The sequence below is a fragment of the Prosthecomicrobium sp. N25 genome (genome assembly GCF_037203705.1).
Classification (GTDB): Bacteria; Pseudomonadota; Alphaproteobacteria; order Rhizobiales; family Ancalomicrobiaceae; genus Prosthecodimorpha.
Genome location: NZ_JBBCAT010000005.1, coordinates 175550 through 188970, shown reverse-complemented (window position 1 = coordinate 188970; position 13421 = coordinate 175550). Strand labels below are relative to the sequence as shown.

Genomic DNA, 13421 nt, shown 5'->3' with positions numbered 1-13421 from the left:
CCCGGCCCGGGGAGGCGAGCACTTTCGCGATGATCAGCCGCGGGCCGCGAGCTCGGCCAGCAGAACGTTGACGTATGGCACCGACAGCACCGGATCGAGCGGCCGCCCCACCGGCGCAAAGAGGACGCCGTCGAGCTCCGGGTCGGCGTCCCGCGCCATGTGGTCCGCGATCTCGGCCTCGAGCGCGGCCGCGGTCTCGACGGCCCGGTAGACCTTGACGAGGGCGAAGCGCGAGGGCCCCGACCCGATCGCGATCCAGCCCGGCTCGGGAGCGAAGCGGCGACCGTCGAGCCCCGTCTCCTCCCCGATCTCGCGCAGGATGTTGGCCTCGGGGTCGAGCCGGCTGAGCCCGTCCGAGCCCTTCACGAGATCGTCCGGATCGAAGGAGCCGGACGGCGGATAGAGACGCCCCGGATTGGCCGTCCGCGGCCCCATGCGGCCGACCATCAGGCGGTCGTCGGCGCTGACCACGGCGCCCACGGGGAAGAGGTGGCGGAACGGGTCGGGCGGCGGCGAGGCCTCGCGCCAGGCGAGGAAGCTCGCGAAGTCCGTCTCGCCGCCCTCCGCCCGGAAGACCGTACCGCCCGCCGCCTCGCGGTCGAGGCCGACCCGGTCGAACAGGAAGAAGGGCCCGTTCCAGATATGCGGATTCTCGGCTGCCTTCTCGGCCCAGCGCGCCGCGATGCGCTCCGCCGCGCCGGGGCCGAAGTCGAGGCGTTCCGGGCGGATCACCAGGTCCACGTCGGCGAACGGGACCGCGGTCCCCGTCAGGTCTCTCAAGTCGGCCTCCGCCCGTCGTCCGGGATGTCCAGTTCGATGACGAGGGGACAGTGGTCCGAGGCCTTGGGGCGGTCGAAGCCGACCCGGGGGTAGCGCTCGAACGGGGTCCCGTCGGGGTTGCGCGGCCGGCAGGGCACCCGGTAGGGCAGCCCGCGCCGGACGATCTCCGGCTTCGCCCGCGGATTGGCGGCGGCGAGGCCGGGCGAGGCGAAGATGTAGTCGAGCTGGCTGAGCTCCTTCGCCTCGCCGTACCAGTGCGTCCAGCGCTCCTCCCACGGCAGCCGCTCGACCAGGTTGACGGCGAAGCGGTCGGCGAAGAACGGGTCGATGCCGCTCGCCTCCGCCCGCTCCTGCCGCCACTCCGGCTCGCCGTCCGGCCCGCGCCGGACCAGGATCTTGTCCCGGTAGTCGTTCATGTCGCCACAGATCAGCCAGTTGGCGTGCGGCGCCTTCGGCCCGTAGCGGCGCTCGATGATGCGTCGCACCGCCCGCGCCTCCGCCCGCCGGACCGGCATGGTCCGGTCGCGGTCGTCCGACATGGACTTCAGATGGCAGATGAAGATGTCGAGCACCCGGTCCCCGACCTCCACCTCGACCTCCAGGCAGTCGCGCTTGAAGCAGCGGTCGTCCTCGAGCGCGCCCCACCGCCTCAGGTCGTCGTTGTAGAGGCCGAGGTCCCGGTAGGTCAGCGCCGCGTGGCTCTTCACCTTGATCGGATAGCCGCGCCGGGCCATGACGGCGACGTCGATGCCCCGCCCGTCGTTGCCCTGCAGGAGCGCGAACTCGTCATAGGGCTCGTCGACCGCGCGGCGCAGGTAGCGGTCGTGGAAGTAGCGGAGCGACCGCAAGTCGTCGACCTCCTGCAGGCACAGGATGTCGGCGTCCGCGTCGCGGATCGCCTGGGCGGTCATCTGCCGCTGGTCGTCCGAGATGGCGATCTGGACGGCCCGCTCGATGAGCCGCCCCTCCTGCTCGTTCGGGTGCTCGTAGAGCCCGACCGCCGGGTCCGGGATCCAGGCCCCGGTGTTGCGGTCCCGCTCCGCCACGGTCCGGCGCATGAGGTTCTCGACGTTGAAGGTCCCGACGCGGATCGGCATGGCTCTCGTCCGTTGCTCCCTCCTGTTTACGGGCAGCGCTGCGGCAGCGGAAGCCCGTGAAGGCTCAGGCCCCGCTCCGCGGTCGGGTCGGGCGCGCCATCGCCCGCCGCTTGAGCGCCTCGGCCAGCGCCAGATAGACGACCACGAGGCCCGCGAGTGCGGCGAGCAGCGGCGCCGGAAGACCGACGAAGCCGAACGTCCGGCCAGCCGGCGTCAGCGCGAGCGCGATGGCCACCGCCAGGGCGCCGAGCGAGGTGGCCGCGAGGATGCGGTGCGGCGGGCTCTTCCAGGCCGGCGCGGCCGTGCGGATGACGAAGATGACCAGGATCTGGGTCGTCATCGATTCCAGGAACCACGCCGAGCGGAAGAGCTCCGGCGCCGCCTCGAAGCCGTAGACCAGGATCGCGAAGGTGGCGAGATCGAAGACCGAGGAGAGCGGCCCGAAGACGAGCGTGAAGCGCAGGATCTCACCCATGTCCCACCCGTGCGGCCGCCGCAGGTCCTCCGCGTCGGCCCGGTCGAACGGGATGCCGACCTCGCTCAGGTCGTAGAGCAGGTTGTTGAGCAGGACCTGGATGGGGAGGAGCGGCAGGAAGGGGATCGCCAGCGATGCGATCGCCATGGAGAGCATGTTGCCGAAGTTGGAGGCCGTCCCCATGCGGACGTATTTCATGATGTTCGCGTAGGTCCGCCGCCCCTCGTCGATGCCGTCCGCCAGGACGCCGAGGTCGGCCGCGAGCAGGATCATGTCGGCGGCCCCGCGCGCCACGTCGGTCGCCCCCTCGACCGAGATCCCGACGTCCGCCGCCTTGATGGCCGGGGCGTCGTTGATGCCGTCGCCGATGAAGCCGACCGTGTGGCCGCGCGTGCGGAGCGCCCGGATGATCCGGAGCTTCTGGTCCGGCGACACCCGCGCGAAGAGATCGACCGAGCCGACCTTGTGGGCGAGCGCCTGGTCGGTCATGGCCTCGATCTCGTGCCCGGTGAGGAGGCCGCGGTGCGGCAGGCCGAGGGTGGCCACCAGATGCCGGACGACCGGCGCCGCGTCCCCCGAGATGACCTTGACATGGACGCCCTGCGCCTTGAGCCGGTGCACCGCCGCCGCCGCCGAGGGCTTCGGCGGGTCGACGAAGACACACCAGCCGACGAACACGAGCCCGCTTTCGTCCGCCTCGGAGACGGCCTCCAGGCCCTCCGCCTCCCGCCAGCCGACGCCGAGAAGGCGCAGGCCCTCCTCGGCCCGCGCGGCTTCGTAGGCCGCCAGGCCGGCGGCCGCGGCCTCGTCCATCGGGACCACGCGCCCGTCCGCCAGTTCGAGGTGCCCGCAAAGCGCCCGGACCTCTTCGGGCGCGCCCTTGACGATGAGCCGCCGGCCCTCCGTCCCGTCCGCCAGCACCGAGACGCGCCGGCGCTCGAAGTCGAACGGCAGGTCGGCGACGGGCCGAAAGGCGGTGGCCGCCTCCGCGGGGGCCGCGGCCAGGATCGCCTGGTCGAGCGGGCTCCGGATCCCGGTGGTCAGGCTCGCATTGGCGGCCGCGAGCGCGAGGACCCGCGCCGAGACGTTCCCATCGGCGCCCGCGGCCGCCGTCAATGCGATCCGGGCCTCCGTCAGCGTCCCGGTCTTGTCGGTCGCCAGGATGTCCATGGAGCCGAGGTCGTGGATGGCGGCGAGCCGCTTCACCACGACCTTGCGCTCGGCCATGCGCAGCGCGCCGCGCGACAGCGACACGGTGACGATCATCGGCAGCAGCTCGGGCGTCAGCCCGACCGCGAGCGCGATCGCGAAGAGGAAGGATTCGATCACCGGCCGGTGCGAGGCGAGATGCGCGAGCAGCACGGTCAGCACCAGGAGGACCGTGAGCCTGACGATCAGGACGCCCAGGCGGTGCAGCCCGATCTCGAAGGCGGTCGGCGCCTCGGCCCCCGAGAGCGCCGCCGCGATGCCGCCGAACCGCGTCGCCGCGCCTGTGCGCAGGACGAGGAGGGTCGCCGAACCGCTGACGATACCGGTGCCGCCGAAGAGCGCGTCCGTCGCGTCCGCCGGGTCGGTCGCCCCGCTCGGGCCCGGCCGCTTGTCGACCGGCAGCGGCTCGCCCGTCAGGAGCGCCTCGTCGGCCCGCGCCCCCTTGGCGGCGAGCACGATCCCGTCGGCGGGCACGAGGTCGCCGACCTCTAGCCGGACGACGTCGCCGGGCACGATCCGGTCGACCGGCAGGCGCACCAGCGCGCCGTCGCGCAACACGTCGGCCTTCACCGCCACGGACCGGCGCAGCGCCTCGGCCGCCGTCTCCGCCCGGTGCTCCTGGAACACGTCGAGCGCCACCGAGATCGCCACGATCCCGAGAATGATCACGAAGCTCGGCCACTCGCCGGTCGCCCCGGACACGGCTGCCGCGACGAGCAGGATCGCGACCAGCGGCTCCGCCAGCCGCCTCAGGACCTTGGTTGCGAGCGAGGCCCGCACCTCGGCCGCGACCTCGTTCGGCCCGACGCGGGCGAGCCGCGCCTCCGCCTCGGCCGAGGTCAGGCCGTCCCGGGTCGACCCGATCGCGGCCAGCGCCGCCTCGGGTCCGTCGCGCCAGAAATGATCGTCGTCGCGGTGGGCGTTCGGTTCGGACATGGGGCGGCGCCATCCTCGATCGGAGCCCGCACCCTGCGCCGACCGGCGACGGCCGGCCTTGATCTCGCTCACGGGGTCCCGTGAGACGGACGAGGCCGGCCCTCGCGGACCGGCCTCGGATCGGCTGCGGACGGCGTCGGGCCGCTCAGTTGCGCGACTTGTCGACCAGCGCCTTCTGCTTGATCCAGGGCATCATGCCGCGGAGCTTGAGGCCGACCTCCTCGATCGGATGGGCGTCGTTCATGCGGCGGGTCGCCTTGAACTTCGGCTGGCCGGCCTTGCACTCCCGGATCCACTCCGACGTGAAGGCGCCGGACTGGATGTCCTTGAGCACCTTCCGCATCTCGGCGCGGGTCTCGTCCGTGATGATGCGCGGGCCGGTGACGTACTCGCCGAACTCGGCCGTGTTCGAGATCGAGTAGTTCATGTTGGCGATGCCGCCCTCGTAGATGAGGTCGACGATCAGTTTCACCTCGTGCAGGCACTCGAAATAGGCCATCTCGGGGGCATAGCCGGCCTCCACGAGCGTCTCGAAGCCGGCGCGGATCAGCTCCACGAGGCCGCCGCAGAGCACGACCTGCTCGCCGAAGAGGTCGGTCTCGCACTCCTCCTTGAAGGTCGTCTCGATGACGCCCGAGCGGCCGCCGCCGACGCCGCAGGCGTAGGAGAGCGCGATGTCGTGGGCGTTCCCGGAGGCGTCCTGATGGATCGCGATCAGACAGGGCACGCCGCCGCCCTTCTCGTATTCGCCGCGCACGGTGTGGCCCGGGCCCTTCGGGGCGATCATGATGACGTCGACCGTCTTCTTCGCCTCGATCAGGTTGAAGTGCACGTTGAGGCCGTGCGCGAAGGCAATGGCGGCGCCGTCGCGGATGTTGCCGGCGATCTCGCCGTTGTAGATGTCGGCCTGCAACTCGTCGGGCGCACACATCATGATGAGGTCGGCCCACTTTGCCGCATCCGCCACCGACATGACCGTCAGCCCGTCGGCCTCGACCTTCTTGGCCGTCGCCGAGGTCGGCTTCAGCGCGATCGCCACGTCCTTGACGCCGGTGTCCTTGAGGTTGAGCGCGTGGGCACGGCCCTGGCTGCCGTAGCCGACGATGGCCACCTTCTTGCCCTTGATCAGGTTGATGTCGGCATCACGATCGTAATAGACGCGCATGGGAGTTTCCCCGGCTCGAGTGTTGTTGGTCGATGAAGCGGCTCCGGCCCGCCCGGCCGGGGCCGGCAGGCACGGAAATCGGGGAGCGGTTTAGCCGCCCCCGCGCGGAAGGGCAACGGGGGCGGGCCGATCATTTTCGCAAAGACGGGAGCCGCCCGGCCGAAAGGATGCTGCGTGGACCTGCCATGCCGCGAAAGCATGCGCAGGACGGACCCAGGCTCCGCTCAGCGCTGGATCGCATAGAGCTGGAAGCCCTGCCCCTCGGCGACCAGCGAAAGCAGTTCCGGATCCGGGTTCGGAGCGTCGGCTGCGGCATGCAGGACCATGACGTAGTCGTGCTTGTCCTCCCAGCCGTCCCAGTAGTGGCCGGTGCGCAGGCCGTCCACGGTCGCCTCGGCGACCAGGGCGCTGACGTTGGGCGGCGTGCCGTCCTCGGTGTCGACCCGGTCGCGATAGGCTTCGCGGACCCGAAGGATCTGCTTGCCGGGCACGGAGAAGAGCGTCGACACCAGCGCCGAACGCTCGATCACGGCGACGCAGGGCGCGTGGGCGAGCGAGTCCTGCTCGACCGTGTCGCCGATCGGCTCGTCCGCGTAGGCGACCAGGATCTTGGCGCCGCGCTCGACATGCTGCACGGCCGCCCGGATCTCCTCGTGAGATCGCGCGAGGTGCATCCAGTGCACCGAGACGCCGCCGACCCGGATCGCCGAGAAGCCGAGCACGAGCGCCAGGAATCCGTACCGGATGGCCGGATCGCGTTCGTCGAGGCTGCCGAAGCCGATCAGCATCATCAGGAGGGCTACCGGGATCCGCTGGTCCGCCATGTAGGAGCCGAACAGGATGGTCGGCATGGCCATGAAGGCGAGCCCGCCCACGACGGCGAGCACCAGGGCCGCCGGATGGAAGGAGACGAGGCCGCGGCGGACCGCCCATGCGAGCGCCGCGCCGGAGAGCACCAGGATGGCCAGATCCGGCCCGTCCGCGTAGGTGCGGAAGATCATCAGGAGGGCGTCGAGCTTGCCCTGCGGGCTCCACTCGAGCTCCTGCGCCAGCCCCCAGGTGGACGTGCCGAGGAGAAGCGGCACCACCGGCAGCGTCGGCACGGCCAGGATCGCGACCTCGCGCAGGATGCGCCAGTCGAGCCGCCGGCCCTCCGCATGCCAGCGCTGCAGGGAGAAGCTGCCGATAGCGAGCCCGTAGAGGCCGAGCGCCGAGAGATGGCAGAGGAAAATCGCCGCCACGAAGACGGCCGAGACCGCCAGGCGCAAGAGGGCGTTGCGCTCGGCGAGCATGATCCAGGCCGCGAGCCCCCACATCGCCACCCCGACGCCGACGAAGTAGTTGGCGAGCCCGACCAGGAAGACTTGGTTGTACAGGATGAGGAAGACGGTGAGCGGCCACACGCCCAGGCGCCGTCGCAGCGCGTACTGGATCGCCATCGGTCCGCTGGCGAGCAGGATCAGCGTCCCGGCCATGAAGATCTGCCCGGCCCGGTACACGTCGAAGAGACGCGCCAGCGGCGGCATGATCAGGTCCATCGCGAGGTTGGGCAGGATCTGCCACTCGATCGCGTAGAAGGCGGAGAGATACTGGTCGCCGTCCCCCACCGCGATCCGGTACATCCGGGCCAGATGGTTGACCGTGTCGGACAGCGGCGCCACCCGGACCAGGAAGACCGGGACGACCGAGACCGCACAGAGGCAGGCGAAGACGATGCCGAGGTTGACGCCCGCGCGCCGCACCCCGAACACGAGCCGCTCGATGCGAGCGGCCAGCGCGATGGACATTGACCTGGATGAACCTGTCTTGGAGCAATCGAGAGGAACTCTCGATTCGCACTCATCTATACAGAAGTTCACCTGACGGCGATCTGACCGGCCTGTGGCCGAAACGTGATACCTCTGCGTGAGGCGCAGCCCAGTCCATCGCCGCGTGCAAGGCAGCGTTTCAGCTGGTCGGATCCAGGTCTTCGCGCGGGATAGCGAGCCCGGTCGGCCCCAACATCAGCCGCGACCGGGCGACGACTGATCGGCCCGGGGCGGCACGGCCATCGCGGCGCGGCGGGACCCGCACCCGAGGGGGTGGGGCGGAGGCTGGCCTACATCCCCTCCTGCCCGCGCCGGATCGCCGCCACGCCGGTGCGGCTGACCTCGACGAGGCCGAGCGGGACCATGATCGAGATGAACTGGTCGATCTTGTCGCCCTTGCCGGTGATCTCGAAGATGAAGCTCTCGGTCGTGGCGTCCATCACCCGCGCGTTGAACGCCTCCGCGAGCCGGAGCGCCTCGACCCGGTGGTCGCCCGTGCCGCGCACCTTGATGAGCGCCAGCTCGCGCTCCAGCGCGGGGCCCTCGACGGTCAGGTCGACGACCTTGTGCACCGGCACCATGCGGGCGAGCTGGTGCCGGATCTGGGTGATGACCATCGGCGTGCCGGTGGTCACGATCGTGATGCGGCTGAGGTGCTTTTCGTGCTCGGTCTCGGAGACCGTGAGGCTGTCGATGTTGTAGCCCCGCCCCGAGAAGAGGCCGATCACCCGGGCGAGCACGCCCGGCTCGTTGTCGACCAGCACCGACAGGGTGTGGCGCTCGATGGTGTTCGGGGCTTCCTCGAGAAAATAGGCCGACTGGGCCTGTCCCGGCATCGTCATGGCGTTCATGTCCGTCGCTCTTCCCTGTCTTTGTAGCCGATGGGCCGCCCCGAGGGCAGCCCCCCGCCGGGACTTCAGACCAGCATCTTGCCCTCGGCGCCGATCGCCGAGCCGATCTCCTCGTCGGAGACGTCCTCGCCGAGCAGCATCTCGTTGTGCGCCTTGCCCGAGGGGATCATCGGGAAGCAGTTGGCGAGGTTGGCGACGCGGCAGTCGAACAGCACCGGCTTACGGACCGCGATCATCTCCTCGATCTTGTCGTCCAGCTCCTCCGGCCGCTCCGCCCGGATGCCGACGCACCCGTAGGCCTGGGCGAGCTTGACGAAGTCCGGCATCGCCTCCGTGTAGGAATGCGACAGCCGGTTGCCGTGCAGCAGCTGCTGCCACTGCCGGACCATGCCCATGTACTGGTTGTTGAGGATGAAGATCTTGATCGGCGCCTCGTACTGCACCGCCGACGACATCTCCTGGATCGTCATCTGCACCGAGGCATCGCCCGCGATGTCGATGACGAGCGCGTCCGGATGCGCGATCTGCACCCCGAGCGCCGCCGGCAGGCCGTAGCCCATGGTGCCGAGGCCGCCCGACGTCAGCCACCGGTTCGGCTCCTCGAAGCCGTAATACTGCGCGGCCCACATCTGGTGCTGGCCGACCTCGGTCGTGATGTAGGTCTTGCGGTTCCGCGTCAGCGCATACAGCCGCTCGATCGCGAACTGCGGCATGATCACGTCGCGGTTCTTGCGGTAGGCCAGGCAGCGCTTGCCCTTCCACAGCTCGATCTGCTTCCACCAGACCTTGTGCGCGTCCTTATCCTGGACCGGCGCGGCGTCCTTCCACATCTCGATCATGCGGCGCAACACATGCGCCACGTCCCCGATGATCGGCACGTCGACGCGGATGTTCTTGTTGATCGAGGACGGATCGATGTCGATGTGGATCTTCTTCGAGCCCGGCGAGAAGGCGTCCGTGCGGCCGGTGATGCGGTCGTCGAAGCGCGCGCCGATGCAGACCATGACGTCGCAGTCGTGCATGGCGAGGTTCGCCTCGTAGGTCCCGTGCATGCCCAGCATGCCGAGCCAGTTCGGCCCCGAGGCCGGATAGGCGCCGAGGCCCATCAGGGTCGAGGTGATCGGGAAGCCCGTCATGGCGACGAGCTCGCGCAGGAGCCGCGTCGCCTCCGGTCCGGAGTTCACGACGCCGCCGCCCGTGTAGAGGATCGGCCGCTTGGCGCCGGCCATCAGGCGGACGGCCTCGCGGATCGCCCGGTCGTCGCCCTCCACCCGAGGCTGGTACTGGGTCTGCCGCGCGTCCTTGAAGTTCTCGTAGATCCCGGACTTGAACTGGATGTCCTTCGGGATGTCGACGACCACCGGCCCCGGCCGTCCGGTCCGCGCGATCCGGAACGCCTCATGCAGGATGCGAGGCAGGTCCTCGATCCGTTTCACGAGCCAGTTGTGCTTGGTGCAGGGCCGCGTGATGCCGACCGTGTCGCACTCCTGGAAAGCATCGTTGCCGATGAGATGCGTGGGCACCTGGCCGGTGATGCAGACGAGCGGGATGGAATCCATCAGCGCGTCGGTCAGCGGCGTCACCATGTTGGTCGCCCCCGGCCCGGAGGTCACCAGCGCCACCCCGACCTTGCCGGTCGAGCGCGCGTAACCCTCGGCGGCGTGCCCGGCGCCCTGCTCGTGCCGGACCAGGATGTGCTGGACCTTGTCCTGCTGGAACAGCTCGTCGTAGATCGGAAGGACCGCGCCGCCCGGATAGCCGAAGATGTGCTCGACGCCCTGGTCGATCAGGGCCTGCACCACCATTTCCGCCCCGGTCATTTCCCGTGTCATCGGTCGTCTCCGCTTCGTCCCGGCCGCTCCGGCCATCCGTTCCGCTGTCGTGAGGGCATTAAAAAAGGGGCCGTCGAGGGGCCCCTGTCAGCGCGCGATCGCTTCTCGGCGGGCTAGACACCCACCTCGCTCGCGCGCCGCCTAAGTACGATGATCGAGTTGAGCGACATCGCGCCTGATCCTCATGGATTTCGTCGGCGCGGACCCTACGCGCCTCGCGGCGCCGGGTCAAGCGGGTGCTTGGTGGGCCCATCAAGCCGCCGCCGTCTCCGGCACGCCCGACACGATCAGCTCCAGGACCTCCCGCTCGCTGGTCTCGCGGATCCGGCGCTCGCCGACGTTCTGGCCGCGCTTCAGGACGACGACCCGGTCGCCGACTTCGAAGATGTCGGTCAGCCGGTGCGAGATGATGATCTGCGCGACGCCGTGCGCCTTGAGCTCGCTCATGGTTTCGAGGAGCCGGTTGGTGGCCATCACCGAGAGGTTGGCGGTCGGCTCGTCGAAGACGATGACACGCGGCTCGAACGAGATGGCGCGCGCGATCGCCACCGACTGCTGGCGCCCCCCCGACAGGCTCTCGACCTTGGCGTAGACCGAGTTGACGTCGACCTTCAGCTTCTTCAGGACCGCGTCCGCCTCCCGGTACATGCGCTCGCGGTCGACGAACAGGCCGAAGCGGCGCGGCCAGCGGCCGAGGAAGATGTTCTGCCCGACGTCCATGTTCCCGCACAGCGCGAAGTCCTGGTAGATCATCTCGATCCCCCGGTCGCGGCTGTCCTGCGGGCTGCGGAAGTGGGTCGGCTCGCCCGCCACCAGGACGTCCCCGGCGTCGCGCTGGTAGGCCCCTGTCATGATCTTCATGAGCGTCGACTTGCCGGCCGAGTTGTCGCCGACGAGCCCGACGACCTCGCCCGGATCCAGCCGGAAATGCACGTTCCGGAGCGCGTGGACGGCGCCGAAGGACTTCTCGATGCCGCGCATCTCGACGATCGGGGTTGTCATGACGGGTCTCCGGACGGCTTCCGAAAGCGCGAGAGGATGTGTTCCTGCCGGATCCAGATGTCGGCGACCACCGCCGAGATGAGGATCAGGCCTATGAAGACGTTCATCCAGTGCTGCGGCATGACGAAGGACCCGCCGCCCGGCAGCAGGATCTGCAGCGACAGGATCGCCCGGATGAGCGTGATCACCAGGGCGCCCGCGAGCGCCCCGACGATGGTGCCGTAGCCCCCGAAGATCGAGCCGCCCCCGATGATCACCGCCGCGATGCCGTCGAGCTCGCGCAGGAGCCCCGCCGCCGGGTTGAAGGAGCGCAGGTAGGCCGCGTAGATGACGCCCGCCGCCGCCGCGCACAGCGCGGAGAAGACGAGCGACCAGAAGCGCACCGCCCTCGTGTCGATGCCCGCATAGCGCGCCGCCCGCTCGTTGCCGCCGACCGCGTAGACCATCTGGCCCCAGTGCGTCCGCCCGAGCACCACGCCCGCCACGATCGCCACCGCGACGACGAAGATCGTCTGCACCGAGATCGCCCGGGAGAAGTCGAACAGGAACGTGCCCCGCTCGAGCGTCACGCCCGCCGCCGCCAGGAGGTCGGACAGGGGGCGGCCGAGCAGGTTGAAGCTCTCCGGAAAGCCCGAAAGCTGCCGCCCGGCCGTGAACCAGGCCGCGAGCCCGCGTGCCATGTAGAACATGCCGAGCGTCGCCACGAAGGAGGGCAGACCCGCCCGCACCGTCAGCCAGCCGTTGACCATGCCGGCGAGGAGCCCCGCCAGCATGGCCAGCCCGACCGCCGCGCCGGGCCCGAGCTCCAGCTCCTTCATCGAGAAGGCGGCGACCGAGGCGGAGAGCGCCAGCACCGAGCCGACCGACAGGTCGATGTCCCCGTTGCCGATCACGAAGGCGAGGCCGACCGCCAGGATGGCGATCTCCGAGAAGGCGAGCGCCAGCGCGAAGGTGTTGTCGAGCGAGGCCCAGTAGTCCGGCCTGAGCGCTAGCCCGGCGACCCAGACCGCCGCGGCGAGCAGGATCGCCGCCGCGTCGCGCCGCGCGAGGAAGCGGGCGAGCGCCCCCTTGGCGGCCGCATGGGTGTCGACCGCATGGCCGCGCGTCTGCACGCTCGCGATCGCCACGTCGCCCGCGGCCGGCGGCGGCGGGGCGGGCCGGCCGGTCAGCCGCGCCCAAAGCCGCTGCGGCCCGCCGTTGCGCATGAGCCAGGGCTCGATCAGGACGGCGATCAGCAGGAGCAGCCCCAGGAAGGCCGGCACCGCGCCGGGCGGCAATTGCGCCACCGCCTGCACCTCCATGGGCACGCCGCCGACGTCGATCGTGCGCGTGGTCGGCACCCCCTCCCGCAGCACCTTGTCGATCAGCACGACCAGCACCGCGCCGAGGCAGGCGCCGAGCACCCGCCCGCGACCGCCCGCGATCGCCGCGCCGCCGACGATCACGGCCGCGATGACGATGAGCTCCGCCCCCTGCCCGTTCTGCGAGGTGATGCCCTTGTCCTGGGCGACGTTCATCAGGCCGGCGAGCGTGGCGCAGAAGGCCGACAGCAGGTAGGCCCGCCGCCGCACCGCGTTCGAGGCGATCCCGGCGTAGCGCGCGGCCTGCTCGTTGCCGCCGACCGCATAGGTCTCGTAGCCGATCCGCGTCTTGCCGAGCAGCACCATGCCGACGAGCGCGACCAGCACGAAGACGACGATCTGGTTGTCGAAGCCCCAGGCGTTGGTGCCGCCGAGCGCGAAGAACCCCGGGTCGCCGCCGCCCTTCTGTTCGTACGCGATCGTCTTGCCGCCGGTCAGTCCGAGCACCAGCCCGCGCCCGATGAAGAGCATGGTCAGCGTGGCGATGAAGGCGGGGACCTTCAGGGTCGTCACCAGGAAGCCGTTGACGAGCCCGACCGCGAGCCCCGCCACGACCGCCGCCCCGACCGCCCACCCGATCCCGAGGTCGAAATGGGAGGGCGCGTAGGCGATCGAGAAGACCGTGGCGACCAGCCCGACTGTCGAGCCGACCGACAGGTCGAGCTCCCGGTTGACGATCACGAAGGTCATCCCGACCGCCATGACGCCGAACCGGGCCGCGTCGCGCAGCGTCGCCGCGAGCGCGTCCGTGGAGCCGAAGAAGGCCGGGTTGATCCACACGCCCGCCAGGTAGAGGAGCCCCATGAACACCAGGAGGCCCAGTTCCCACCGCCCCGCGAGCTCCGCGGGCGGAGAGGCGAGCCGTGTCGGCGTGGAGGCGGCGGCGAGGCTCATGGCGGGTTCCG

The 13421-nt window shown here is 70.2% G+C and carries 9 protein-coding genes; all 9 read right to left on the bottom strand.

All coding sequences use genetic code 11. The features are described 5' to 3' along the window. Positions 1–33 precede the first annotated feature (33 nt). Positions 34–780, bottom strand: a complete 747-nt coding sequence (locus WBG79_RS25295) for an NUDIX hydrolase (RefSeq protein ID WP_337360019.1) — start codon at positions 778–780, stop codon at positions 34–36. Then, complete coding sequence (locus tag WBG79_RS25290) at positions 777–1877, bottom strand: endonuclease/exonuclease/phosphatase family protein (RefSeq protein WP_337360018.1); 1101 nt, start codon at positions 1875–1877, stop codon at positions 777–779. Before WBG79_RS25290 ends, WBG79_RS25295 begins: the two co-directional genes overlap by 4 nt. Before the next feature lie 64 nt (positions 1878–1941). After that, positions 1942–4497 (bottom strand): magnesium-translocating P-type ATPase, encoded by a 2556-nt coding sequence (gene mgtA / locus WBG79_RS25285; protein ID WP_337360017.1) that lies wholly within the window; start codon positions 4495–4497, stop codon positions 1942–1944. Positions 4498–4642: 145 nt separating this feature from the next. Beyond that, a complete protein-coding gene (ilvC, locus tag WBG79_RS25280; RefSeq protein WP_337360016.1) occupies positions 4643–5662 on the bottom strand; it encodes a ketol-acid reductoisomerase in 1020 nt (339 codons plus the stop codon). Positions 5663–5886: 224 nt separating this feature from the next. After that, a complete protein-coding gene (locus WBG79_RS25275) occupies positions 5887–7449 on the bottom strand; it encodes a hypothetical protein (RefSeq protein WP_337360015.1) in 1563 nt (520 codons plus the stop codon). Positions 7450–7760: 311 nt separating this feature from the next. After that, complete coding sequence (gene ilvN, locus WBG79_RS25270; protein WP_443147512.1) at positions 7761–8321, bottom strand: acetolactate synthase small subunit; 561 nt, start codon at positions 8319–8321, stop codon at positions 7761–7763. A 65-nt stretch (positions 8322–8386) separates the two neighbouring features. Further along, on the bottom strand, positions 8387–10189 hold the full coding sequence (locus tag WBG79_RS25265) for an acetolactate synthase 3 large subunit (RefSeq protein ID WP_443147511.1): 1803 nt from the start codon (positions 10187–10189) through the stop codon (positions 8387–8389). Positions 10190–10405: 216 nt separating this feature from the next. Continuing rightward, complete coding sequence (locus WBG79_RS25260) at positions 10406–11155, bottom strand: ATP-binding cassette domain-containing protein (RefSeq protein ID WP_337360013.1); 750 nt, start codon at positions 11153–11155, stop codon at positions 10406–10408. Continuing rightward, on the bottom strand, positions 11152–13410 hold the full coding sequence (locus WBG79_RS25255; RefSeq protein WP_337360012.1) for an ABC transporter permease: 2259 nt from the start codon (positions 13408–13410) through the stop codon (positions 11152–11154). Before WBG79_RS25255 ends, WBG79_RS25260 begins: the two co-directional genes overlap by 4 nt. Between the last annotated feature and the right edge of the window lie 11 nt (positions 13411–13421).

Excerpts from the sequence above, each read along its gene's own strand:
- WBG79_RS25290 (WP_337360018.1), bottom strand. The coding sequence starts at position 1,877 with ATGCCGATCCGCGTCGGGACCTTCAACGTCGAGAACCTCATGCGCCGG.
- mgtA (WP_337360017.1), bottom strand. The coding sequence starts at position 4,497 with ATGTCCGAACCGAACGCCCACCGCGACGACGATCATTTCTGGCGCGAC.
- ilvC (WP_337360016.1), bottom strand. The coding sequence starts at position 5,662 with ATGCGCGTCTATTACGATCGTGATGCCGACATCAACCTGATCAAGGGC.
- WBG79_RS25275 (WP_337360015.1), bottom strand. The coding sequence starts at position 7,449 with ATGTCCATCGCGCTGGCCGCTCGCATCGAGCGGCTCGTGTTCGGGGTG.
- ilvN (WP_443147512.1), bottom strand. The coding sequence starts at position 8,321 with ATGAACGCCATGACGATGCCGGGACAGGCCCAGTCGGCCTATTTTCTC.
- WBG79_RS25265 (WP_443147511.1), bottom strand. The coding sequence starts at position 10,189 with ATGGCCGGAGCGGCCGGGACGAAGCGGAGACGACCGATGACACGGGAA.
- WBG79_RS25260 (WP_337360013.1), bottom strand. The coding sequence starts at position 11,155 with ATGACAACCCCGATCGTCGAGATGCGCGGCATCGAGAAGTCCTTCGGC.
- WBG79_RS25255 (WP_337360012.1), bottom strand. The coding sequence starts at position 13,410 with ATGAGCCTCGCCGCCGCCTCCACGCCGACACGGCTCGCCTCTCCGCCC.